At 45.9% G+C, this 23,663-nt stretch carries 23 protein-coding genes and 1 pseudogene; 13 read left to right on the top strand and 11 right to left on the bottom strand.

Annotation, left to right across the window (positions count from 1 at the left end; all coding sequences use genetic code 11):
* Nucleotides 1-137 precede the first annotated feature (137 nt).
* The 7 genes from KW548_11390 to KW548_11360 all read left to right on the top strand — a co-directional run bounded on the left by KW548_11390 (nt 138) and on the right by KW548_11360 (nt 3,704).
* On the top strand, nt 138-560 hold the full coding sequence (locus tag KW548_11390) for a hypothetical protein (protein ID QXX05787.1): 423 nt from the start codon (nt 138-140) through the stop codon (nt 558-560).
* 72 nt (nt 561-632) lie between these two features.
* Nucleotides 633-1,097 carry a GNAT family N-acetyltransferase gene (locus KW548_11385; protein QXX05786.1) on the top strand — a complete coding sequence of 155 codons (465 nt, stop codon included), beginning with the start codon at nt 633-635 and terminating at the stop codon, nt 1,095-1,097.
* Between the two features lie 9 nt (nt 1,098-1,106).
* The gene (locus KW548_11380) at nt 1,107-1,661 is read left to right on the top strand and encodes a GNAT family N-acetyltransferase (protein QXX05785.1); all 555 of its coding nucleotides are present in this window, start codon (nt 1,107-1,109) and stop codon (nt 1,659-1,661) included.
* Nucleotides 1,654-2,424, top strand: coding sequence for a nucleotidyltransferase domain-containing protein (locus KW548_11375; protein QXX08045.1), 771 nt, complete (start codon nt 1,654-1,656; stop codon nt 2,422-2,424). The genes KW548_11380 and KW548_11375 overlap by 8 nt, the downstream gene beginning before the upstream one ends.
* Before the next feature lies 1 nt (nt 2,425).
* Entirely contained in the window at nt 2,426-2,650 is a 225-nt protein-coding gene (locus KW548_11370) for a hypothetical protein (protein QXX05784.1), read from the top strand.
* A 23-nt stretch (nt 2,651-2,673) separates the two neighbouring features.
* The gene (locus KW548_11365; protein QXX05783.1) at nt 2,674-3,192 is read left to right on the top strand and encodes a GNAT family N-acetyltransferase; all 519 of its coding nucleotides are present in this window, start codon (nt 2,674-2,676) and stop codon (nt 3,190-3,192) included.
* On the top strand, nt 3,189-3,704 hold the full coding sequence (locus tag KW548_11360; GenBank protein QXX05782.1) for a GNAT family N-acetyltransferase: 516 nt from the start codon (nt 3,189-3,191) through the stop codon (nt 3,702-3,704). Before KW548_11365 ends, KW548_11360 begins: the two co-directional genes overlap by 4 nt.
* 307 nt (nt 3,705-4,011) lie before the next feature.
* On the opposite strand, the gene KW548_11355 is transcribed toward KW548_11360, so the two are convergent.
* The gene (locus KW548_11355; GenBank protein QXX05781.1) at nt 4,012-4,533 is read right to left on the bottom strand and encodes a hypothetical protein; all 522 of its coding nucleotides are present in this window, start codon (nt 4,531-4,533) and stop codon (nt 4,012-4,014) included.
* A 968-nt stretch (nt 4,534-5,501) separates the two neighbouring features.
* Between KW548_11355 and hppD the strand changes: the two genes are divergently transcribed.
* From hppD to maiA, 4 genes are read left to right on the top strand one after another with little or no spacing between them, the layout of a single operon-like run.
* Entirely contained in the window at nt 5,502-6,575 is a 1,074-nt protein-coding gene (gene hppD, locus KW548_11350) for a 4-hydroxyphenylpyruvate dioxygenase (GenBank protein ID QXX05780.1), read from the top strand.
* Entirely contained in the window at nt 6,568-7,707 is a 1,140-nt protein-coding gene (locus tag KW548_11345; GenBank protein ID QXX05779.1) for a homogentisate 1,2-dioxygenase, read from the top strand. Before hppD ends, KW548_11345 begins: the two co-directional genes overlap by 8 nt.
* Before the next feature lie 12 nt (nt 7,708-7,719).
* Nucleotides 7,720-8,730 (top strand): fumarylacetoacetate hydrolase family protein, encoded by a 1,011-nt coding sequence (locus KW548_11340; GenBank protein ID QXX05778.1) that lies wholly within the window; start codon nt 7,720-7,722, stop codon nt 8,728-8,730.
* Complete coding sequence (maiA, locus tag KW548_11335; protein QXX05777.1) at nt 8,730-9,383, top strand: maleylacetoacetate isomerase; 654 nt, start codon at nt 8,730-8,732, stop codon at nt 9,381-9,383. Before KW548_11340 ends, maiA begins: the two co-directional genes overlap by 1 nt.
* Before the next feature lie 78 nt (nt 9,384-9,461).
* On the opposite strand, the gene KW548_11330 is transcribed toward maiA, so the two are convergent.
* From KW548_11330 to KW548_11310, 5 genes are all read right to left on the bottom strand, one after another.
* A complete protein-coding gene (locus KW548_11330) occupies nt 9,462-9,641 on the bottom strand; it encodes a hypothetical protein (GenBank protein ID QXX05776.1) in 180 nt (59 codons plus the stop codon).
* A gap of 169 nt (nt 9,642-9,810) precedes the next feature.
* The gene (locus KW548_11325) at nt 9,811-10,845 is read right to left on the bottom strand and encodes a J domain-containing protein (GenBank protein QXX05775.1); all 1,035 of its coding nucleotides are present in this window, start codon (nt 10,843-10,845) and stop codon (nt 9,811-9,813) included.
* A 111-nt stretch (nt 10,846-10,956) separates the two neighbouring features.
* Nucleotides 10,957-11,625, bottom strand: coding sequence for an OmpA family protein (locus tag KW548_11320; GenBank protein ID QXX05774.1), 669 nt, complete (start codon nt 11,623-11,625; stop codon nt 10,957-10,959).
* Nucleotides 11,626-11,816: 191 nt separating this feature from the next.
* Nucleotides 11,817-12,500 carry a DUF2786 domain-containing protein gene (locus tag KW548_11315; GenBank protein ID QXX05773.1) on the bottom strand — a complete coding sequence of 228 codons (684 nt, stop codon included), beginning with the start codon at nt 12,498-12,500 and terminating at the stop codon, nt 11,817-11,819.
* Between the two features lie 171 nt (nt 12,501-12,671).
* The gene (locus tag KW548_11310; protein QXX05772.1) at nt 12,672-13,355 is read right to left on the bottom strand and encodes a DUF3334 family protein; all 684 of its coding nucleotides are present in this window, start codon (nt 13,353-13,355) and stop codon (nt 12,672-12,674) included.
* 205 nt (nt 13,356-13,560) lie between these two features.
* Here KW548_11310 and KW548_11305 point away from each other — a divergent pair.
* Together KW548_11305 and KW548_11300 are read left to right on the top strand one after the other, a co-directional pair.
* A pseudogene (locus KW548_11305) lies at nt 13,561-16,592 on the top strand (FAD-binding oxidoreductase).
* A 126-nt stretch (nt 16,593-16,718) separates the two neighbouring features.
* A complete protein-coding gene (locus KW548_11300; protein QXX05771.1) occupies nt 16,719-17,120 on the top strand; it encodes an isoprenylcysteine carboxylmethyltransferase family protein in 402 nt (133 codons plus the stop codon).
* A gap of 49 nt (nt 17,121-17,169) precedes the next feature.
* Here the strand turns inward: KW548_11300 and KW548_11295 are convergent, their stop codons facing one another.
* The 5 genes from KW548_11295 to hutI form a co-directional block, all read right to left on the bottom strand.
* Nucleotides 17,170-17,895 (bottom strand): DUF3581 domain-containing protein, encoded by a 726-nt coding sequence (locus KW548_11295; GenBank protein QXX05770.1) that lies wholly within the window; start codon nt 17,893-17,895, stop codon nt 17,170-17,172.
* Nucleotides 17,896-18,032: 137 nt separating this feature from the next.
* Entirely contained in the window at nt 18,033-19,565 is a 1,533-nt protein-coding gene (gene hutH / locus KW548_11290) for a histidine ammonia-lyase (protein ID QXX05769.1), read from the bottom strand.
* Nucleotides 19,566-19,591: 26 nt separating this feature from the next.
* The gene (locus KW548_11285) at nt 19,592-21,289 is read right to left on the bottom strand and encodes a urocanate hydratase (protein QXX05768.1); all 1,698 of its coding nucleotides are present in this window, start codon (nt 21,287-21,289) and stop codon (nt 19,592-19,594) included.
* A 95-nt stretch (nt 21,290-21,384) separates the two neighbouring features.
* Nucleotides 21,385-22,383: a formimidoylglutamase gene (hutG, locus tag KW548_11280; protein ID QXX05767.1), complete on the bottom strand. Its 999-nt coding sequence runs from the start codon at nt 22,381-22,383 to the stop codon at nt 21,385-21,387.
* Entirely contained in the window at nt 22,376-23,614 is a 1,239-nt protein-coding gene (hutI, locus tag KW548_11275) for an imidazolonepropionase (protein QXX05766.1), read from the bottom strand. The genes hutG and hutI overlap by 8 nt, the downstream gene beginning before the upstream one ends.
* Nucleotides 23,615-23,663: the final 49 nt, after the last annotated feature.

Below are 23,663 nucleotides of genomic sequence, written 5' to 3'. Positions count from 1 at the left end.
ATCTATGACTGACCTTTGGCAAGCTAAGATAATTATTCTTGTTTTTCTCATTGGTTTGTTTTATAAAATCAATTAAATCCATAAGTAACTCCATGTATATCGTCGTTTTTTACATTTTCATAACATGGAGAAAAGTGATGAGTAAAATCACTCAAAGTAAAAAGCTAGTGGATTGGTTTCGTTTTCGCACAACGGTAAGCGAACAAGACTTTATGCTAACTTCCAATGAATTAGTGGTTAAGTCCGACGCTTATAAGTTGAGTAAAATCAAGCGTTTTGAGGTTCGTCGACTAGGCATCAAAGAAAATGTTGTCCGAGTATTGTCATTAGCATTGCTCTTGTCTGCTGCCACATGGGCATTTGTCCCACAGTTTGGCTTGTATACTTTGGCGCTAACCCTGATTATCGCCTTTATCACGTGGCGTGGGTATGAATTGCGTGCGGAGTTTAGAGGAACAGATGAAACGGGAGATCACTGGGTGTCTATTGTTCGTGGTTGTGATAAAGAGGAATACCACGTCTTAAAAGAAGTTGAAGCAAAGCTACAGGCTGCTATTTAACGGGAAAGCTCGCTAATGATTAGCGAGCTTTTTTCATCTTATAACAAAGACCTGCAATCTAGGGAGAGCATTATGATTACTATTCGTCAATATCAGCCAGAAGATGCCAAAGCCCTTTGGGAGGTGTTTTTCTATACAGTCCGAAATATAAATCGCCAACATTACAGCCAAGAGCAGGTGGAAGCATGGGCGCCAGAAGAATGGGACATTGAAAGGTGGAAAAACAAAATGTCCCAAATTAACCCTTACATCGCTGAAATGAACGGCCAAATCGCGGGGTATACCGATTTGCAAGATTCCGGATTAGTTGATCATTTCTTTTGTCATCACGCTTTTCAGGGTAGGGGTGTGGGTCGGGCGCTTATGGAGCATGTATTAAAGGTTGCGAACGACAAAGGTATCAGCCGCCTCTACTCGGAGGTGAGCATTACTGCTCGTCCTTTCTATGAGCGGATGGGGTTCAAAGTAGTCAAAGAGCAACAGGTTGAGATGCGTGGTCAGGTACTGACCAATTTTGTGATGGAAAAGCACCTTTAGGGAAAACAATTGTTTAGGCTAGACACACCAAGACTTGTTATCAGAGACATGTCGCTAGAAGATGAAGCGGCGTTTGTGGCGATATCTCAAGACGAAAAGTATCAACGTTTCTATGACGAAGCGGACAGCAAAGCAGAAAAATACCGTCAATTGACCAAATTGTTTATTCAACAGGCTGCTGAAATACCAAGAAGAAGTTACCAACTTGCCATAGAGCATAAACAGCAAGGTATCTTTATTGGTACGGTATGCTTGAGATTGGAAGATGAGCATAATGCGTCAATGGGATGTGGAATAGCCCGTTCATTTCAGGGAAATGGTTTGATTTATGAAGCCGCGACGGCTTTGGCAAATTATGGGTTTAGTGAACTTAATATGCATCGGATATACGCCGAAACGATTAAGGAAAATCGTGCGGCTATTAAGCTTTGCTCTGACTTGGGTATGCGCAGAGAAGCGGTATTCAAACAGAACCGGTATTTTAAAGGGCGCTGGTGGGACACGGTGGTTATGGCAATGTTGCAACAAGAATGGCGTGACAAACTTGATGAAACCAATCAATAACGGGTTGGACGAGCAAGGTTACATTGTCAATCATTGTTCAGTCGCCTATATTCAGCCCGCGTTTAGGCAGTCAGTTGATCGTGTGGTTAGCTGTTTACGTGACACTTTTGCAGGCAAAATTCATAGCCTTTATCTATATGGGAGTGTCGCTAGGGGCACAGCGGTTGAGTTTGAGTCAGATATAGACTTATCTATTGTTTTCACTAAGTCTTTGGATCTTGAAACCGAACGAAAACTTCAGGCTACCAAACTAAAATTAGAGCAAGAGTTAACGATTTTCAGCAAGATAGACTTCGATCCTGGCCATCTAGAAGCAATTCTTTCTCCAAATGAAATTCATCACTGGCAGTTTTGGTTAAAGCACTGCTGTTGTTGTGTGTCAGGTGATGATTTGTCCCTGAAATTCAGCCGACTAAAACCTAACCGGAAAATCGGTTTTGCTCTCAACGGTGATCTCTCATCTTTCATTACCCAAGCATGTGATGAGCTTAATGAGTCTAACCATAAGTATATTGGTAAAATGTTGGCTAAGAAGATCCTCCGTAGCGCTTACACCTTGATCGCAGAAAAGGACAACAGTTGGCACGTAGAGATAAAGTGGTGTGTAAAAGCCGTATTACGCCATTATCCAAAAGAGTCACAGAGTGTTGAACTTGCGCTACGCATGATTGAAGGTCAACCCTATGGTATTGAGGATATTCAGCAATTGGCAAACGGGTGGGGTAGACGAGTCGCTTCCCAGTTTAAACTTGAGGAGTACTAATATGGGATCTGACCTAGGTTTTTCCTTCGAAGAGAATCGCGCTGAACTGAGGATTTTGCGTAACGGTAAGATTGTGACCATATTGCGTGGAAAACAGGCATCTGAATTCGTTTCGAAGGTTAGTGTGCTGTCAAATCATGACCAACAGCAACTGATGGCAAGAGTTACTGGCAACTATAAACGGGGCAACGAAAGGTTAGCTAAAAAGCACCGTAAACACAGATGAGTTTAATAGTAAGGGAGGCTCTGGTGGAAGCATATCGTACACACAGGTTAACCATAAAGCAGTTTAAAGATGGTGATTGCAATGCTCATTTTCTATCTGAAATTCAAGCAACGTTGACAGAAAAGGTTGTTGAGAATTTACCCCCGTACTTTCACCAAGTCAGGTCGAATGAATCGGCAGAAAGCTGGTTAAGCAAAATGAATGATGAAAGCGTGCTTTACGTAGTGAGAGCTAACGATGGTGCGTTAGCAGGTTTCGTATTTGTCTATCAAGACAATGGGAGTGCTCATATCGGCTATTTACTTGCAGAAGAGTACTGGGGGCAAGGGTTGGCTAGTGAGCTGCTTGCTGGGTTTATTGACTCTATTGCGAACAAAAGTAGTTGGAGAGAGCTCGTAGCTGGTGTTGATGAGTCAAACATTGCATCGTTGAAACTTTTAGAAAAGCTTGGCTTTGTAAAACAGTCCATAAATGAACAACGAGTTGTTTTCTATCAATATGGTCTAAAAAATAATTCTCAGAGTGAGGAACAGAATGGATGAAATTAGTCCCCCCTTCATCGCAGTTCAAAGAGGCATTTTCTCGATTCTACCAAGATTTCAAGCACAACGATCCTGAAAACGCAGATTACTATGCGGAAGGTGAGAGTGATATCGAACGCTATGTAAATCGACTTTCCAATGAATCCTTGGGCATCGATTTAAAACCGGGTTACGTCCCTTGTAGCCATTTTTGGTTGATTGATGAAAATCAGAGTATTCGCGGAGCCATTCGGGTTCGTCATCATATTGAAAATGAATTTCTTTCTTCAGAAGCTGGCCATATCGGGTATGACATCGCCCCCAATTTCCGAGGCCAAGGTAACGGTAAGATGATGTTGAAGTTAGCATTGGTGGAAGCTCGTAAACTGGGTATATCCAAAGCACTTGTGACTGCAGATGATGATAACTGGCCATCCCGAAAAGTGATTGAAGCGAATGGCGGTCAATTAGAACACATTATTATGGGTAAAGTGTTTCCCAATCTTTTGGCAAGGTATTGGATTCAGTTGTAGAGAGCGAGCAGTCGCTTTTTCTCATCGCTCTGCGAAATCCGCCTATCAGAAAATATCAGTGGCAATGGATTATGTAACCGGAGGGCTATTTACTTTCCTTGGTATCAAAACCATGGCCTCCCAGCTTTAGAAGGGAGGGTAAGTCTATACTGCCAGTACTGAGAGTTTTATTTATAGTTCTGTCAATTTTAATTGGGGGAGCATTAATAAGTGAACGATTGCAATATGGTGCGTTATTCATATAAAGAGCTTATATCTTAAAGGTTATTTTTATATAAGCTCACTCAAATGATGAAAATAGGAATGCTTAAATAAAGGTCCCCATCTTCAATAGTTCTTCTAAATCCTCGATATTGATTTTTAAGACGTGCTCTTTACCTAATACATCGAGTTTTACAAACATAATCTCCTGTTCACTCAAACTTTCAAACAACTCAGCATCTCTTTCTTTGCTCAGTCGTGTAAGCGTTGGTCTGATGTAATGTCTATTTGTCGAGAGATCATAAAGGATTGGGTCTTCGCTGAAGCGAATTTGAATCTTGCCCGATATCGGCCGCGTAACATAGTGACTCTTATTTAGATTAGTGGCATAGACGTGGACTAAATCCGACTTCTCGCTTTTCTGGAACACCAAATATTTTTCTGTATCGAGATCTTTTAAAACCAACTCAAATGTTTTGTTATCAGGTGAAAATGCATCATAGCTTTCGGCTAAGTAGTTACTGCCTGAGCGATATACTTGTTCAGTGGCTCCATTTTCAAGGGAATTGGCGAATGACAACTGAGAAATAGCACAAATGACGGTGAGTAATGCAGTTCTTATAAACATTATTATGCAGTGTATTGTTATTGAGAGGGAGGAGTCTAGCAATCTATATTTGCTCTATCAATATTATTGACTATAAATAAATAACGAAATAATAATTAAATTGGCAATTAGATATAAATTAGTATTTTTTGATTGTTATTTGAACAAATAAATAGAATAAGCCAGCTCTAAATTAGCTATTGTTAATGAGTTAGATAATGTTTAACACATTGTGATGTTTTTACCATGCCATTGATAGCAATACTTCTTCAGTGGTGTGAACTTTTGCCATACCAGTAGAGATATTAACTGCTGTTAGCCCTTTCGCGTTTTAGTTATTGGCATGACTGCCACCCATGTACCTTGGCCGTAAGGTATTGCGCCAATGGCTTCGAATGATAGTTTGATGGACACTATAGTCGGGTGATCATCGGCGACTTGAATGGCACTGATCCCTTTCAACTAAAACAAAGGCGCTATCAGACGTTCGCGGTTTATATCACTCATTGTTGTTTGGCCTTTCCGGAAATTGTGGCGTTCACCATATCCTTGCCTGTAGATTTTCGTCTCTGAGTTACATCAATAAATGAGGGAGTAGGAAGCGAAATTTTCCAGACACTAAAAGTGATATTTGGGCGCTTTATACTTGTTTGGTTTATCTACTCATTTTGCAGATAAATCCGAGATTTACGACTACGCAGTCTGTTTAGTTTCACTGGTCTAGTTGCTAGAGCGTTGTGCATGTAAACGGAGCATATCGGTAATCAGATTCGTTGGTTTACAGATTGAATGTAAATTAAATGTTACTAATGGCCAATTTAATCTTTTTTAAATCAGTTGTTTATTGGGTTGTTTTTTATCTGTTACGCTTTGTTTACAAAATGTTTTGAAAGGGCCTCTAGAACGATTTGACGCGTATTTATTCCCTTCGTCATCAAGTTAGTTCAAGTTAGTAACAAAGGACGTAACCAATCACTGAGGGAAGAACAATGACTCAAACACACAACCCACTTGGAACTGATGGATTTGAATTTGTCGAGTATACCGCTGCGACAGATGAAGGGATCGGGCAATTGAAGGCGTTGTTTGTTTCTCTGGGATTTGCGGAGATAGCCAAGCACCGTTCTAAGGAAGCGTGGCTCTACCGCCAGGGAGATATTAGCTTCATCATTAATGCTCAACCGCATAGTCAGGCTGAGGAGTTTGCCAAAATTCACGGACCTTCGGTTTGTGGAATGGCATTTCGTGTTAAAGATGCTGGTATTGCAATGGCGCATGCGGTTGCAAACGGGGCAGAAGAGTATAAAACCGAAGTCGGACCAATGGAATTGAGTATTCCTGGGGTGTACGGCATCGGTCAAAGTTTATTGTATTTCGTGGACCGTTATGGAAAACAGAGCATCTATGATGTTGATTTCAATTTTTATCACGATGCTGAAGCTCGTTTGAAAGAAGCGGACGTAGGCATGTATGAAATTGACCATCTGACGCATAACGTTAAACAGGGCAACATGGATACATGGGCTGGTTTCTATGAACGTATCGGTAATTTCCGAGAGATCCGCTACTTTGATATTGAAGGAAAGCTAACAGGGTTGGTTAGCCGAGCAATGACAGCACCATGTGGCAAGATTCGCATCCCAATCAATGAGTCTTCAGACGATAAATCACAAATTGAAGAGTTCATCCGTGAATACAACGGTGAAGGTATCCAACATATTGCGATGACAACGGATGACATCTATCAAACCGTACAAACACTGCGTGACCGTGGTATGGACTTTATGCCAACGCCGGACACTTACTACGAAAAAATCGATTCGAGAGTAGAAGGCCATACGGAAGATGTTGAGAAATTAAAAGATCTGCAGATCTTGATCGATGGTGCGCCCATGAAGGATGGCATCTTGCTGCAAATCTTTACCCAAACGGTCATTGGTCCGGTTTTCTTTGAGATTATTCAGCGCAAAGGCAATGAAGGCTTTGGTGAAGGTAACTTCAAAGCCCTGTTTGAATCGATTGAAGAAGATCAGATTCGTCGAGGAGTATTGAGCGATGCATAAATGGATTACATTCCCTCACCGGGAGGGAGTGTGCTCCAAGCAGGCACACGCCGACTTTCCGGAAGAGGCAATTTATGAGCGTGAGGCAGGCCGAAGTGGATTCTTCGGTCCAGCAGCTCACTTCCACCACCAACATGCACCAACAGGTTGGACGGAATGGGAAGGGGAGTTAAGACCTCGCGCATTTAACTTTAATCTGGTTGAGAAAGCTGCTCAGGTCTCACCATGGGCGGTGCCCAATCTCTTGCATAATAATGACTGTAAAATTCGTATCTGGCGTATGGATGACAAGATGGATTTTCTTGTACGAAACGCGGATGGGGATGAACTGCTGTTTATCCATCAGGGTAAAGCGGATCTGTATTGTGACTATGGTCATCTAGAGGTTGGCGAAGGGGATTATGTCATGATTCCTCGCTCAACGAATTGGCGTCTAGAACCTTCTGAGCCAATGTTCATTCTAATGGTCGAAAATACCGATGCCGCCTATTCATTGCCTGAAAAAGGCATGGTTGGCAATCATGCGGTGTTTGATCCGGCGGTGTTGGAAATTCCTTCAATTGATGACCATTTCAAAGCTCAGTACTCGGAAAATCAAACTCAAGTGCAAGTAAAAAGGCACGAGCAAGTGAGTGTGATCACTTATCCGTTTAATCCACTCGATGCTATCGGATGGCACGGCGACTTATCGGTTGTGAAGCTGAATTGGCGAGATATTCGTCCATTGATGTCGCATCGTTATCACTTGCCGCCTTCAGCACATACCACTTTCGTCGGGGCTGGCTTTGTCGTTTGTACCTTCGTACCAAGACCGATTGAAAGTGATCCAGGTGCGCTTAAGGTGCCGTTCTATCATAACAACGATGACTACGATGAAGTGCTTTTTTATCACGCGGGCGATTTTTTCAGCAGGGATAACATTGAAGCTGGCATGGTCACTTTCCATCCAGCAGGTTTTACTCATGGCCCTCACCCGAAAGCCTTTAAAGCGGGCCAGCAATACAAGAAGAAGTTTACCGATGAAGTTGCTGTGATGATCGATACCCGGCACGCTTTACACTTTAGCGATGAAGCTCACGCGGTAGAAAATCCAGAATATGTTTACAGTTGGAAATCACATCCAGAAGAATAAAAGGGAACAATAATGAAGTTAGCGACCCTGAAAAATGATACGCGAGACGGCCAATTGGTAGTGGTCAGCAAAGATTTGACTAAATGCACAGCGGTACCAGACATTGCGACTACGTTGCAGTCGGCACTCGACCAATGGTCTAAAGTAGAACCTCAACTGGCTGAGGTCTATCAAGCCTTGAATGAAGGTCAACTGGTGACCGAAATACCTTTTGAACAAAGCCAATGTGAATCTCCACTGCCGCGCGCTTATCAGTGGGCTGATGGCAGCGCTTACGTTAATCACGTTGAACTGGTTCGCAAAGCACGTGGTGCAGAAATGCCCGCCAGTTTTTGGACCGATCCTCTTATGTATCAAGGCGGATCGGATGCGTTTATCGGACCTCAAGACAATATTCCTTTGGGCAGTGAAGAATGGGGTATTGATTTTGAAGGGGAAGTCGCAGTGATTACCGACGATGTCCCTATGGGCGTGACTTCAGAAGAAGCGGCGAGTTCGATTCGCTTATTGATGTTGGTGAATGATGTCTCACTGCGTGGTTTGATTCCGAATGAGTTGGCAAAAGGCTTCGGCTTCTTCCAGTCAAAACCTTCCTCGGTATTTTCTCCAGTAGCCGTAACACCTGACGAATTAGGTGACGCATGGGATGGCGGTAAAGTCACTCTGCCTCTATTGTCATTCTATAATGACCAAGCATTTGGTTGTCCGAATGCTGGTGTGGATATGACGTTTGAGTTTCCTGAGTTGGTCGCGCATGCTGCCAAAACTCGCCCATTGTCGGCGGGTGCTATCGTAGGCTCGGGTACGGTCTCAAACAAGCAAGGCACGGAATACGGCACATCTATTGCCGAAGGTGGCGTGGGTTACTCGTGTATTGCCGAAGTCCGCATGATTGAAACGATTCGAGATGGTAAGCCTTCAACTAGCTTTATGAAGTTTGGTGACCGCATCAAGATCGAAATGAAGGACAAGTTTGGGGCATCTATTTTTGGCTCGATTAATCAGAAAGTGGTGAAATACTGATGTCGGAAATGACCTTGTATGGATATTGGCGATCATCTGCCGCCTATAGAGTGAGAATTGCGCTCAATTTAAAACAGTTGCCTTATGAGCAACGCTCTATCCACCTGGTCAACAATGGCGGAGAGCAACACTCCGCCCAATTCCAGTCTCTTAACGCCAGCGAACTCGTTCCCGTTCTTGTGGATGGAAACGTACGCCTTAATCAATCACTTACCATTATTGATTATCTTGATGAGCAATACCCAAATTGTTTGCTGACGCCTTTGGATAAACATAAGCGGTATGTGGTTAAAGCTCTGGCGCAGGATATCGCGGTTGATATTCATCCCATCAACAATTTGCGTGTACTGCAATATTTAACCAACGAGCTATCGGTGGAAGAGGCAGAAAAATCACAGTGGTATCGCCATTGGATTGACGTTGGGTTTCATAGTTTAGAGAAAAAACTGTCTGAGACACATGGTGCGTATTGTGTGGGAGATGAAATAAGTTTGGTCGACGTTTGTTTGGTCCCTCAAGTATACAATGCCGAGCGATTCAGTGTCGATTTGGACCGTTACCCCATTATTCAAAAAGTGACGGCGTCACTTATTCAGCATCCCGCTTTCATTGCCGCAGCACCCGAAAACCAACCTGATGCCGTAGCAAGTTAATTTTCTCGACTGCTAAAACAACAAAGCCACCGTCAAACGGTGGCTGTTTCTTCTCATCGAGAAAGCGAATTGTGACGGTTAAGGTTGAGCGTTGCGCTCACGTTGCTGACTCTCTGCGATATTGAATTGGCGAACGTCCAGCTTGGCTAGGTCGTTACACTCGATGCAAGAGTGGTGGCAGAGGCCATCAATATACTCATGTTTGGTAACTAGGCTAGGTTTTTTGCACCAGTCGCAAGTACCTTCGATAGTAAACATAGATTTCTCCTCACCTTGTTTTACCAGGTGTTATTTTCGGCGCAGATTATGACATATATGCGGAATCCAAGTTAACTATTTGTTACGTGAACTGGGAGGGGATCGATTGCGCAATTGAGCTAAAATGGGAGCTGTGAGCGACTTATACGTCTTGCGCCTAAATTTGTAACTATTTATTAACACGGCTAAGAATGATTTTCAACGCGCTATTAAGTCGTTTCATTTCCTCGTCACTACCTTTTAAATCCGGATGATAAATCTTACACAACTGCTTATATCTGACTTTGATTTCTTTTTCAGTTGGAATTGCCTCGACTTTAAATCCAAACAAAGCGCACGCCAGTGAGAGTTTTTGTTCAGCAGCAGGGGGCTCAGAACGTCGTTTCGGCGTGTTATGACCTTGCGATGACTGCAGTTTTTTAAACTGCCTGTACAAGGTTTCTAACTGTTTCTTCTGTTGTTTTAAGCGGTTGTTTTGGTCCTTTATTTGCGTCTCTAGTTTTCGTTTTTCGGAGGATAAGTCATTGTGCGAAAGTGTTGAGTGTGCTTTTAGTTTGCGTACCTTTCGGCCTAGCGAGATCGTTATTACAACAAGTACTGCTGAAAGCCCAAGCAAAGAATAGATGATGTTATAACTGCGCTGGTTAGCACTGGATTTGCTCTTGGCGACTGGGCTGAGTTGAATACTTGAATCATCAAAAGCGACTTGCAGTTGGTCAATTGAGGAAACCAGCTTTGCTCTTCGAGCATTGAATTTTTTTTCTAACACTCTGGCGTAGGCTTGCTCGGCGTCCTCACTTTGTGGTGAAGCGGTGCGATACCAGATCTCTGCCAAGCTCAGTGTGTCTGGTGAGTGGGCCATGCTTTCATACACTTTGCCTAGATTTAACTGAGCCTCTACGTTGCCTGCCACGGCGAGTTGTGTCAGCCAATACGTTGCTTCGTGAGCGTTGTTGTTGTCTGGTTGAAGATAGAGAGAAGCCAACCGGGCGATGGCTTGGTTACTGCCATTATTAGCGGCCTGCTCAAGCCAGTAGATCGCGTCTTCTTGTGAGGGTTGGACACCCTCTCCATTGAGGTATTGGTTGGCGAGTTGGAGTTGCGCTTCTATGTCATTGCTCTGAGCTTTACTGGTTAAGGCTTCAACGGAGTCTGCCAACGTGATTGGGGAAAGCAGTAACAATAAAAGGCTGATAAATTTCAAGATATTCCCAATCCACTAAAACTGACGTATCTAGCTTATAGTGTAATGTATTTATCTAATAAATAAAAAATGGCTTCCTGAGAAGCCATTGTTATTGACAAATTACGGCGATTATTTGAGCGGTAGAATTTTAATCTCTACTCTTCGGTTGCAAGCACGGCCTTCTGAAGTGCTATTGGTGCAAAGTGGGAAACGTTCGCCGTTGCCGCGAGCGATCGCACGTCCTGCTGCTACGCCTTGTGATAACAGATAGCTACGAACGGATTCGGCTCTGCGCTCGGACAATAACTGATTCGTTGTCTCACTGCCTGTACTGTCTGTATGTCCTTCAATGACTAAGCTGGTATCAGGATACTCAACTAGAATCTTAGCGACACCTTGTAAAGTGTTGTGAATACTAGGATCTAAACGGTGCGAGCTTGTTTGGAATCCGATGCCATTTTCCATACGCAGCAGTAGCTGGTTGTCACCGACTCGTTCTACCTGAACGCCTGAGTTGAGTAATTCTTTTCTTAGTGCTGCTTCTTGCTGATCAAAGTAATAACCCACACCGCCCCCAACAGCGGCTCCGCCAGCGGCACCAATTAAGGCGTGTTGACGACGTTCAGTGGCGTTGTCGCCTGTTGCCAATCCAACGGCAGCTCCAGCTAAAGCACCTAGCAGAGCGCCTTTGGTCGCTGAGTTAGTTTCTGATTCACCTGTAGTTGCATTCTCTCGCTGTGTTGCTTGACAGCCAGTTAACGCAATTGCCACCGCTAGCGCCAAAGTCATTTTTTTCACGAAAACATCTCCATGTATCCATTATTTTCATTTTCCGCCGAGGACAAAATTGACTCGGGGAGTGAGCGGAAGTAGAAATAACTCTTTAATGTTATTTATGTCAATTTGGGAGGTATTTTTTGACTGAATATTAACGCTGGCTGAACCTTAATGGTGGTTATTCAGCCAGATTAAGTGCTAGAAGGGCAGGATTAGCGAAGCATTTTAGGTGCCTGTGCACCATCAATCGGGCGACTCACGGAGACTGAACGACCCTTTTTCAGACCCACTTCATAGTCTTCCGTCAGGTTTTTCATCGCCTCTTGGAGCTGTTTCTTGAACGTCTCACGATCAATATTCTTAAACTCTTTGTCTATGTAGTCGTCGATTTTCTTGTTTGAATCGTCATCTGGGCTAATGATAGGCAGCTTTTCTAATGCCCCTTCGACCCAGCCAGAAACAAACGAGTTGACGCGTCGAGAAACTTCATTTGTTGCGGTGCCTGTACCCGCAAAGCTGTTACGGAATTTTCCTGTTTGCTCATTGAGTTCACGATAAATGATGTCGAATGCGAAGGCGGCGAAAATGGCGCGATCGGCTTCACCTATAAACTCGGCGCGTTTTAACCCTTTGTGGTTTGTCAGCACGGCTTCAACGCCAAACCTTGTGTTAATACCACGAATAATACGCAGCAGCGTAGAGCTGACGTTGGATGGCAGAAGGTGCGTCGATTTAGTTTTGCCCATCTTGATGAACTCAATATCATCTTTATCTAAGCCGTATTTGAGCATAAGACGATGCGCCATTTTGATCGCATTCGCCGCTTCATTAACGTTGGCTGAGTTACCAAGTTCAAGACACTTAGCTATTTTTTTGAGGGCTTTTTGTTTATCCATCGACAACAGAAAATCTCACTGACTTAAATGAAGTCGACCATTTTAACGTTTCTGACACTAAAACGAAACTCCTAGCTGACCTGATAGCTAGGTTTGTTTTGAACAATGAGAAAGCCATTGGGGAAAAGCCGCTTAAGTATAGCGGCTTCGCCAGTTTACATGCCCACAGTATTAGATACCAAGCTCGTCTAATAAATCACTGCCGTTTGGATCCGCTTCTTCTTGAGGCGATTCTTTTTTCGATGTGAGTTTTTTCTGAGCTTGCTCCAGGATCGAATCAGGGCTTTCATCTTCTTGCGTTTCGAATTCCTCGAGCTGAATAAACTCTGTTTTGTCCATCGCGAGTTCAAGGTAGAAAATATTGCCTTTCTCTGTCGAGAAAGTGACTCGTCGCGCTTGCGGACGGTCTAAGTTGGTATCGACTGACAAGATAACCTGTTTGTTCAGGGTGAGCATTTTAGGCTGGTTTTGGGTGATATGCGTCTGAAGATCTTTTCTCACTTGGTTAGTAAAGTCACCGACCAATTGGTTCATCAGTTCGCCTAGGACGTCAGCCACTTCGTCTGAAGTATGTAGGACCGCTAATTCTTCTTCTGGCATGCCCATGTTCCGCATATAGTTCGTATAAACCTCTAAAGCGGCTTTTGATGTGAAGTTGATAACAACCAGTCCTGAAAAACCACCATCAAACAATACAAAGCAACCGAAGTCAGGTTTCAGGCCAGTTTTAGTGATTTTTTGCACCATGGCGGAATAGTGGATATCTGAGCTTGTTGCGGCGGTCAGTACGTTAGATACGGATTGACAGAGTTTTAATAGAATGTCTTCTGTGGTGATAATTTTATTTTTTTTCATTGATGATTCGCTCATAAAAAGGCACTTACTAATGTCGCTACTAATTACTAAGTGTGGGTAAGAATTGCAATTTGTGCCATTCTGACACTGCATTTCTGTTTTATTCACTCTTTCAAATGTTGTAAAGTGACCAAAATCAAAAAAATACTACTCATTATATTGAACCCAATGCTGATAGGATCAGCGCAGTAGGGGCAGGAAGCAAATGTTACCAAGATTACACTCTCAATCTGATGTGGACCCCGTCGTACTGACTTTTCTGGAAGCGCTCCGTCAATCGGGGTTTACCGGAGATATTGAAAGCCAATATTCCAGCCGTCTGGCTGTCGCGACTGATAACAGTGTTTATCAACAGCTCCCTCAGTCGGTTGTCCACCCTAAGTCTACTCAAGACGTCGCTCTGATCGGTAAGCTTAGTACACAATCTCAATATGAGCGTATTACCTTCTCTCCACGCGGTGGGGGTACGGGTACGAATGGCCAATCGTTGACTAAGGGTATCGTGGTTGATTTGTCTCGTCACATGAATAAGGTACTGGAGATTAATGAAAAGGAAGGCTGGGTAAGAGTGCAGACTGGGGTGGTGAAAGACCAGCTTAACGATGTCATCAGACCTTACGGCTATTTTTTCTCGCCTGATCTTTCGACCAGTAACCGTGCGACTCTGGGGGGATGATCAACACCGATGCTTCCGGACAAGGCTCTTTGAAGTACGGTAAAACGTCTGATCATGTGTTGTCTTTGCAGGCGGTTTTTGCCGATGGTTCAGTGCTTGAATCAGACATGTCTCAAGGCCACCCTGAGGAGGGAGAATACGCTTTCCGAGCTTTGCAGGTGACAGAGCAGGTGTGCCGCGATAAACGTGAGAAAATTAACAATAAGTTTCCGCCACTCAACCGTTTCTTGACCGGTTATGATTTGAAGAATGCTATCGATGAAGAGACGCAGAACTTTGATTTAACCAGAGTCTTATGCGGCGCAGAGGGCTCGTTGGCGTTTATTACAGAAGCTAAGCTTGGCCTTACGCCAATTCCGAAAGCTCGCACGCTTGTTAACGTGAAATACAACAGTTTTGATTCAGCGCTGCGCAATGCGCCATTTATGGTTGAAGCCAATGCGCTCTCTGTGGAGACCATTGACTCAAAAGTGCTTAACCTCGCCAAACAAGACATTGTCTGGCATACCGTCAGTGATTTGCTGACCGATGTTCCAGGCAAAGATATGCAAGGCATCAACATGGTGGAGTATGCAGGCCAAGATGTTGAGGAAGTGGAGCAGCAGGTCGATGCGCTGACCAAACGTTTGGATCAAATGATGGAAGCCGAGCAAGCGGGCATTATCGGTTATCAGGTGTGCAGTGATGTAGCCAGTATTGGTCGTATCTACAACATGCGCAAAAAAGCAGTTGGTTTGCTTGGCGCAGCGAAAGGGCGAGCTAAGCCTGTCGCATTCGCAGAAGACACTTGTGTACCGCCTGAAAACCTTGCTGACTTTATTGTTGAGTTCCGAGAACTACTGGATTCCAAGTCTCTCAGTTACGGTATGTTTGGCCACGTTGACGCTGGCGTTCTTCATGTGCGACCAGCGTTAGATTTGTGCGATCCTAAGCAAGAAGCCTTGATGCATGAAGTGTCTGACGAAGTGGTTAAGCTTGTTGCCAAGTACGGTGGATTGATGTGGGGCGAACACGGCAAAGGTTATCGCTCTGAATATGGTCCAGAATTCTTTGGTGAAGAGCTTTTTACCGAGTTGAGACGAGTCAAAGCAGCATTTGATCCGAACAACAAGATGAACCCGGGGAAAATTTGCACGCCGCTAGACAGCGACGCGCAATTGGTTAAGGTCACGGACACGAAACGAGGTTACTTTGACCGTCAGATAGACGTTCAGGTACGGGACAGCTTTAAGCAGGCAATGGAATGCAACGGTAACGGCCTTTGCTTTAACTACGATACGTCGTCTCCAATGTGCCCTTCGATGAAAGTGACCGCCGATCGTCGCCACTCACCTAAAGGTCGTGCTGGCTTGGTTCGTGAGTGGCTTCGCCAACTGACGGAGCAGGGGGTTGATATCCTCGATTTAGAGAAGCAGGCATTAGAAGAAACATCATCGATCAAGTCGATGCTGGACAGAGTGCGTAATTCTTTAAATAAACGCCATGAGTATGACTTCTCCCATGAGGTCTACGAAGCAATGAGTGGCTGCCTAGCCTGTAAAGCTTGCGCTAGTCAATGCCCGATTAAGGTCGATGTACCGAGCTTCCGTTCCAGGTTCCTCAATATTTACTATTCTCGCTATCAGCGTCCTGCTAAAGATTATTTAGTCGCGAATATAGAATCTGTCCTACCTGTGATGGCGAAGGTGCCCAAGTTAGTCAATGGCGTTCTGAGTCAGAAGTGGGTGCAAAGTCTCACCGCTTCCGCAGTAGGTTACACTGATGCACCCCTTATGTCCGTGCCAACGTTAAAGTCACGATTGCAGCACCACCGACCTTTTGATCTTCAATATCTGGCGGCGTTGTCAAATGAAGATAAAGCCAACCATGTAGTGATCGTACAGGACCCATTTACCAGCTACTATGACGCTGAAGTGGTGGAAGACTTTGCCAAGCTACTGACTAAGCTTGGTAAAATACCGGTTGTGTTGCCTTTTAAACCTAACGGCAAGGCCCAACACGTTAAAGGCTTCTTACAGCGGTTTGCCAAAAGCGCCCAAAGCACGGCGATGTTCTTACAACAAGTGGCCGATTTGGATATTGCTATGGTGGGTGTCGATCCTGCGTTAGTCTTGTGTTATCGCGATGAATACAACGAAGTACTTGGCGATAAACGTGGTGATTTTGAAGTGCTAACAGTCCATGAATGGCTACAACCTAGGTTGGGTGAGTTCGAGGCCTCTGGTACTAGTGCAGAAGAACCTTGGTATCTTCTTGCTCACTGTACAGAGAAAACCAAAATGCCCAACGCAGAAAAAGAGTGGGGAGCAATATTTTCGCACTTTGGCTCTCGCCTGAATACGGTTCCTGTGGGCTGTTGTGGTATGGCAGGAACGTTCGGCCACGAGGTCGATAAGTTGCAGATGTCGAGAGACATTTACGGGCTGAGCTGGAAACCTCAACTAGATCAGTTGCCGAAAGAACGATGCTTAATGACAGGGTACTCCTGTCGCAGTCAGGTTAAGCGTTTTGAGGATGTCAAAGTGAAGCACCCCTTACAAGCGCTACTGCAAATGGTATAAATAAACCTAGCCCAGCTTTGAAAGCTGGGCTACTTTTTTAGAAACGTCAGTAAGACTATTGAAGACTGTGGAAAAACTAGAAAGAAAAATCCCCCTGTTGCTCTATTTATCCTTCTTGGTGTAGTGATGAACCATGTTGGCCATGAGTTCCGTACTTTCTCGCTAGGCTTACCGGCACCTTGGTTTGTTTTATTCGCCTGTTTTATGATTGCCGTTGTTGTTGGTTTGGGTGGGGTTTACGAATTTCGCAAAGCGAACACGACAGTGAACCCGCTCAGGGTAAAGGATGCGGCTCAAGTGGTGGACACGGGCGTGTTTGCTTACTCAAGAAACCCCATGTACCTAGGGTTGTTCTTACTGTTGTTCGGGCTTGCTTATTGGCTGCAAAACGTGTTGTGCGTCGCGCTTGCTTTTGGGTTTGTCTTTTACATGAATCGTTTTCAGATTCGTCCGGAAGAGCGCGCGCTGGAAGAACTTTTTGGCGCGGCTTATTTGGACTACAAACAGCGAGTCCGACGTTGGATATAAAATAACCCCGCTCATTGGAGCGGGGTTAGGTTCAAAAATCTTGGTTGCGTTATGCTGCTTTGGTGAATTGTGCTAGAAAGGCTTCTTTGCGCTCATTGAAGCGTGTGACTAGACCGTCGATATCTTCTTGATTGTAAGGTTTTAAACCACTCGCAACCATGCGTTTAACGCCTTTACCGACCGTCTCTTCGCCTTCTTTGAAATCAAAGTTTAATGTCACGACGCCACGTTTGCCTTCAACATCAAACGTGGCACCTGCGAATTCGACTTCTGGGTGTGAGAGGTTTAAGCGAGTGAATTCCACTTCCATGCTCTCATAAATCACCAGAGGACGTTGGCAGTTGATCATCATCTGCTGCTCGTCCATCAGTGGAACCATGATGTGTGGAAAGTTCATGCCCGAGAATTGGACATAATTGGTGACTACATGCTCAATGAACGCAGCGTCACGATTCACTTCACCTTCACGCGTCATGTGCAGGTACTCTTTACCGTTTTCATCGACAACCGCGGCTTGTTTCTCACACTTGTTTTCGATGTGAAGTGCTACGCCTTCGCTGACCATGCCAGAGAAATCAAAACGCATTTTCTGGCTGACGCCTTCTTTTTGCAGTAAAACAGCGAAAAGCAGGTCACCTGGAACACAGAAGCGCTTATTGTCTTCATCGTGAATTGGGTTGAAGTCGCCAGCGACCATTTTTGCAAAATGGCTTGCTTGTTGACGAGTGAACTGGAACTGCTTGTCGTTGTTAGAAAAATATGGTTTCAAAAACATAATTTACGGTAAATAGCCAAAACAGAGGGGGATTATATATGACGAATTATGTTGAATGGTCCATCCAGTGGTTTTATTACTGAATACTGACACTAAAATGCACAAAGGGCTCCGATTGGGAGCCCTCATATAGACGCTTAGAAACTAGGTAGAATCGCGTCTGGCATCAGTGAATTGTGTACGGCGAGTTTAAGCAAACTGTTTGCTTGTTCGATATCCGGCGCAAAATAGCGGTCTTTATCATAAAACGGGACCTTTTCGCGCAAAATATGTTTCGCTTGTTCGACTCTGGCCGATGATTTGTTTGGAGCACGGAAGTCTAACCCCTGAGCGGCGGCAAGATACTCGACCGCAAGAATGCCGCGAGTGTTTTCCGCCATGTCACGTAGACGGCGCCCAGCGAACGTTGCCATAGAGACGTGATCTTCCTGGTTTGCCGATGTGGGTAAGCTGTCGACAGAGGCGGGGTGAGCGAGAGTTTTGTTCTCACTAGCTAGGGCCGCCGACGTGACCTGAGCAATCATAAAGCCTGAGTTAACTCCGCCGTTGTCAACAAGGAAGGGCGGTAGCTTGCTGAGTGCGCTGTCGATCAACAGTGCCATACGACGCTCAGACAGACTACCAATCTCAGCGATAGCTAAAGCGAGGTTATCTGCAGCCATAGCGACAGGCTCAGCATGGAAGTTACCACCGGAGATAATGTCACCATCTTCAGCAAAAACCAACGGGTTGTCAGAGACAGAGTTGGCTTCCACTTCCAGAGTCTCAGCCGCATTGCGGATTTGTTGTAAACACGCGCCCATCACTTGAGGCTGGCAACGCAGAGAGTAAGGATCCTGAACCTTCTCACAACCGGTGTGCGAGTCGCCGATTTCACTATCGGCATCCAATACATGGCGATAGGCCAGTGCGGCATCCATCTGGCCTCGATGACCGCGCACGCGATGGATACGAGGGTCAAACGGACGACGGCTGCCAAGTGCTGCCTCTACCGACATTGCGCCACAGGTCGTTGCAGAAGCAAATAGGTCTTCAGCATCAAATAAGCCCTCAAGCGCAAAAGCGGTTGATGCCTGAGTGCCATTGAGCAGTGCGAGGCCTTCTTTAGGTGCCAGTGTAATTGGCTCCAGACCCGCGATTTTCATCGCTTCTAGACCGGAGATGATCTTACCATTGTGACGTGCCTGACCTTCACCGAGTAATACGGTACTCATGTGCGCTAATGGAGCAAGGTCACCAGAAGCGCCGACTGAACCTTTTTGAGGTACACACGGATAAACCTGAGAGTTCACGAGATCGATCAGTGCCTGAATGACGCGAAGGCGAATACCTGAAAAGCCGCGAGCTAGGCTGTTGATCTTGAGCACCATCATCAGGCGAACCGTTTCATCTGACATAAACTCACCGATGCCAGCCGCGTGCGACAATACGATGCTCTTTTGCAACGTCTCAAGATCTTCTGGTGCAATTCGAGTGTTCGCCAGCAGACCAAAGCCCGTGTTAATGCCGTAAACGGTGCGATCTTCGGCAATCACTTGCTCAACTACTTTGGTGCTTTCATCAATAGCAGTAATGGCTTCTGGATCCAAGGTTAATCTTGCAGGAGAACGGCTCACCTGACGGAGTTCTTTTAAGCTAATATTTCCCGGCTTTAGCATTAAATTTAACATTTTGTCTTTCCTTTCCTCAGGTGTGCTTACTTAAGCTTATTCAGTGCTTCGTTGAGCATAGGTAGATCGAGCCCTTGTTCTGCTGCGCACTGTTTGGCAATGTCATAGCCTGCGTCTGCGTGCCGCATTACGCCTGTTCCTGGATCGTTGTGAAGCACGCGTGCGATTCGCTCGGAGGCATCGTCGCTGCCGTCACAACAAATGACCATGCCTGAGTGTTGAGAGAAGCCCATTCCGACACCGCCACCGTGGTGAAGCGATACCCAAGTAGCACCGCCTGCTGTATTCAGCAGAGCATTTAATAGAGGCCAATCCGATACGGCATCAGAGCCATCCATCATGCCTTCAGTCTCTCGGTTCGGGCTGGCGACTGAGCCAGAGTCTAAGTGGTCGCGGCCGATAACAACGGGGGCTTTAAGCTCGCCATTTTTAACCATTTCATTGAACGCTTGGCCGAGACGTTGACGATCTTTCAATCCAACCCAACAAATACGAGCAGGTAGACCTTGGAACTGAATACGTTCACGAGCCATGTCTAGCCAGTTGTGTAAGTGGGGGTTGTCTGGGATCAACTCTTTGACTTTCTGATCGGTTTTGTAGATGTCTTCTGGGTCACCAGATAGCGCTGCCCAGCGGAATGGGCCAATACCTTCACAGAAGAGTGGACGAATGTAAGCGGGAACGAAACCTGGGAAGTCAAACGCGTTTTCCACGCCTTCTTCTAGGGCCATTTGGCGGATGTTGTTGCCGTAGTCCAGAGTAGCTGCGCCGCGTTCTTGCAGCTCAAGCATAGCTTTCACCTGAATCGCCATGGACTCTTTAGCCGCTTTAACAACGGCTGCTTCATCTTGCTTACGCAGATCTGAGGCGTGTTTCATCGACCAGCCAATAGGAAGATAACCGTTGAGTGGGTCGTGCGCTGAAGTTTGGTCTGTCACAACATCCGGTGTGATGTTACGTTCAACCAACTCAGGGAAGACATCTGCGGCGTTGGCAAGTAGCCCGACGGAAACAGGTTCTTCCGATTCGTAAATGATTGCCAGTGCTTCGTCCAAGCTGGTAGCCTTCTTGTCGACGTACCCTGTGCGCAGACGGTAATCAATACGAGACTCGTCACACTCAACCGCGATCATGGAGAAGCCTGCCATGGTCGCAGCAAGAGGCTGAGCCCCGCCCATACCGCCAAGACCACCGGTCAGAATCCAACGCCCTTTGGCTTTGCCATCAAAGTGCTTCTTGGCCACAGAAACAAAGGTTTCGTATGTGCCTTGAACAATGCCCTGTGAACCAATGTAAATCCAGCTGCCAGCAGTCATCTGGCCGTACATCATCAGACCCTCTTTATCGAGCTGATTGAAGTGCTCCCAGTTGGCCCAATGGGGGACCAAGTTAGAGTTAGCAATAAGAACACGTGGTGCATTTTTGTGCGTTGGAAAAACACCAACCGGCTTACCTGACTGAACCAGTAATGTTTGGTCGTCTTCAAGGCGCTCTAACACTTCAACAATCTTGTCAAAGCATTCCCAGTTTCGCGCTGCACGGCCAATACCACCGTACACCACCAGAGAGTGAGGATGCTCAGCAACGTCTGGATCCAGGTTGTTCATTAACATGCGAAGCGGCGCTTCCGTCAGCCAAGATTTCGCTCTCAGATCCGTGCCGTGTGGTGCGCGAATCGTGCGGGTGGTATCGAGACGCATATCTTCTACTTGGCGTTCCGTCATGGTAAGACTCCTTGTGTTTCACGTTTTCAGGTTGAAAGCGGCCAGCACGAGAGCTAGGCCCTCATGCAATGTCGTCGCTTTCCTTTCTGGTTTTTCTATTTTTCGGAAAAGGCGTTGGCAATATCCCAGCAAAGCCTCGCAGCTAACCTTGCCGTTTGACTATCGACGTCATAGGTTGGGTTGTACTCGGCGATGTCGGCAATCACCAATTTTTGTTTATAGTGCAAAATTCGGTCTAAAAAGAGTGCCAGCGTATCCATACTGACGCCACGGGCGGCGGGAGCGCTGACGCCCGGGGCTGTCGCTGCGGGGAAGACATCCAGATCTATGGTCAGATAGATGTAATCGCAATTATCGATGAAATGCTGCAACTGGGTTAGATGGTAGATGTGGTTTAGATGAGAGAGATCTTTATCTTCGACAAACCACACATTCAGCTGTTTGGCTTTTTCAAACAAGGCTCGTGTATTGCTGGCCTTGCTTACCCCCAAACAAGCATAATGGAATGGCCATTGATGCTTTTGGCAGTAATCATAAATTTGGTTAAATGGTGTGCCAGAGCTGGGTTTGACATCGGCGTTATTGCTTTCAAAGGCACGCAAATCGAAATGAGCATCAAAATTGATGATGCCGATCTTAGGAGGCTTCGACGGGTTCAAGTACTCCAAGTAGCGAGCCAACCCTTGGAAAGAAGCCCACGCGACCTCATGGCCTCCACCAAGGGTAATGACCGGAGTAGAACGCAGTGCCTCTGCGATAACATCAGCGCACTCTGACTGGTATTGCTCCAGCAAATCATCTTCACAGACGACATTACCCAAATCAATTAAGGCACTTTCTTTGTGCCATGCCATGTTGGCTAGGGCGCGTCTGATCAAGTCGGGTGCTTTCTTCGCTCCAATTCGGCCCTTGTTTCGCGCTACACCAGCATCACAGGCAAACCCCAAAACGCTGACCGCGTTTCGATAGGGTTCAAGATCCTCTACTTGAAGTTGCTTGATAGCGTGGTGGACACGTTTACCCAATACACCATCTTCGGCGTCATGTCGGCCTTGCCAGTGAAAATCCTGGTTAGTCTTCGGTAGGTTAGACATGTTCTAGCTCTCCGTTTACCATGCGGGCCGACAAGCGTGACAACCCTTGCTGATAGCTGAAATCAGCTGGGTGGCTGACGTCCCAAATCGCAAGGTCAGCATCAAAGCCTGGCTGAATCTGCCCTCGGCTACTCCCATAGCCTAGCGCTTGAGCAGCATGGCAAGTGACGCCACGCAAGCTCTCCTCTGGCGTTAGTCCAAAAAGTGTACAGCCCATATTCATCATCATAGTCAAATCTGAGAAAGGCGAGGTACCTGGATTAAGATCCGTTGCAATAGCTATTGGAATATTGTGTTGACGAAGTAGTTCAATGGGCGGCAACTGGGTCTCTCGTAAGAAGTAAAATGCCCCGGGTAGCAGCGTGGCAACCGTTCCTGATTCAGCGAGCGCTTTGACGCCATCTTGGTCGAGATACTCGATATGATCCGCTGACAACCCTTGATAGCGAGCGGTTAGTGCTGTGCCACCTAAGTTAGACAGTTGTTCAGTGTGGCCTTTTACATCGAGACCGTATTGCTTCGCTGCGGCAAACACCTTTTCCGTTTGGGCCAAGTTGAAGCCAATCGATTCGCAGAATACATCGACGCTGGTGGCCAGCTTTTCCTCTGCGACGAGAGGAATGATTTCTTCGCACACAAGCTTGATGTAGTCATCGGCTTTCCCGGCATACTCTGGCGGCAATGCGTGCGCCGCGAGCAAAGTGGTCGTGACTCGAATCTTACGGTGATCTTCTAGTGCTTTTGCGGCGCGAAGCATTTTGATCTCGTCTTTTAAGGTTAGACCGTAGCCAGATTTTACTTCGACAGATGTTACGCCGCTTCGAATCAAGCCGTCCAATCGTGGTAAGGCGAGATTAATCAGCGCTTCCTCGCTTGCAGCTCGTGTCGCTCGAACCGTAGACAGAATCCCGCCACCTTGTTTGGCTATCTCAGGGTATGGCACGCCATTAAGCCGCATTTCAAACTCATTGGCGCGATTGCCGGCATACACTAGGTGAGTGTGGCAATCGACAAAGCCGGGTGTGACCAGCTGGTTTTTACAATCATATGAATTTAGGCAAGACAGCTTGGCCGCGCCGATTTGCGCAATCTTTCCATCCTTAATCAAAAGGTGACTTGGCTCAGAAACGGAATACCCATGCGATCCAGCGACCATAGAAACCAGTCGTGCATTGGTGAGCAACAACTCTCGGCGGTTGGTTTGTAAGGATGAAGAAGCGCTTCCAAGCATGTAATAACGTCCACAAGTTCAAATGTATATACAAATAATTATTCAGGTA

The sequence above is a fragment of the Vibrio neptunius genome (genome assembly GCA_019339365.1).
Lineage (GTDB): Bacteria > Pseudomonadota > Gammaproteobacteria > Enterobacterales > Vibrionaceae > Vibrio > Vibrio neptunius.
The sequence above is the reverse complement of the archived record's forward strand: the minus strand, read 5'-3'. Positions and strand labels throughout refer to the sequence as shown.

Excerpts from the sequence above, each read along its gene's own strand:
- KW548_11385 (QXX05786.1), top strand. The coding sequence starts at position 633 with ATGATTACTATTCGTCAATATCAGCCAGAAGATGCCAAAGCCCTTTGG.
- KW548_11310 (QXX05772.1), bottom strand. The coding sequence starts at position 13,355 with ATGAAAAAAAATAAAATTATCACCACAGAAGACATTCTATTAAAACTC.
- KW548_11340 (QXX05778.1), top strand. The coding sequence starts at position 7,720 with ATGAAGTTAGCGACCCTGAAAAATGATACGCGAGACGGCCAATTGGTA.
- KW548_11295 (QXX05770.1), bottom strand. The coding sequence starts at position 17,895 with ATGTTTTTGAAACCATATTTTTCTAACAACGACAAGCAGTTCCAGTTC.
- KW548_11370 (QXX05784.1), top strand. The coding sequence starts at position 2,426 with ATGGGATCTGACCTAGGTTTTTCCTTCGAAGAGAATCGCGCTGAACTG.
- maiA (QXX05777.1), top strand. The coding sequence starts at position 8,730 with ATGTCGGAAATGACCTTGTATGGATATTGGCGATCATCTGCCGCCTAT.
- hutI (QXX05766.1), bottom strand. The coding sequence starts at position 23,614 with ATGCTTGGAAGCGCTTCTTCATCCTTACAAACCAACCGCCGAGAGTTG.
- KW548_11300 (QXX05771.1), top strand. The coding sequence starts at position 16,719 with ATGAACCATGTTGGCCATGAGTTCCGTACTTTCTCGCTAGGCTTACCG.
- KW548_11355 (QXX05781.1), bottom strand. The coding sequence starts at position 4,533 with ATGTTTATAAGAACTGCATTACTCACCGTCATTTGTGCTATTTCTCAG.
- KW548_11390 (QXX05787.1), top strand. The coding sequence starts at position 138 with ATGAGTAAAATCACTCAAAGTAAAAAGCTAGTGGATTGGTTTCGTTTT.
- hutG (QXX05767.1), bottom strand. The coding sequence starts at position 22,383 with ATGTCTAACCTACCGAAGACTAACCAGGATTTTCACTGGCAAGGCCGA.
- KW548_11360 (QXX05782.1), top strand. The coding sequence starts at position 3,189 with ATGAAATTAGTCCCCCCTTCATCGCAGTTCAAAGAGGCATTTTCTCGA.
- KW548_11315 (QXX05773.1), bottom strand. The coding sequence starts at position 12,500 with ATGGATAAACAAAAAGCCCTCAAAAAAATAGCTAAGTGTCTTGAACTT.
- hutH (QXX05769.1), bottom strand. The coding sequence starts at position 19,565 with ATGTTAAATTTAATGCTAAAGCCGGGAAATATTAGCTTAAAAGAACTC.
- hppD (QXX05780.1), top strand. The coding sequence starts at position 5,502 with ATGACTCAAACACACAACCCACTTGGAACTGATGGATTTGAATTTGTC.
- KW548_11285 (QXX05768.1), bottom strand. The coding sequence starts at position 21,289 with ATGACGGAACGCCAAGTAGAAGATATGCGTCTCGATACCACCCGCACG.
- KW548_11330 (QXX05776.1), bottom strand. The coding sequence starts at position 9,641 with ATGTTTACTATCGAAGGTACTTGCGACTGGTGCAAAAAACCTAGCCTA.
- KW548_11345 (QXX05779.1), top strand. The coding sequence starts at position 6,568 with ATGCATAAATGGATTACATTCCCTCACCGGGAGGGAGTGTGCTCCAAG.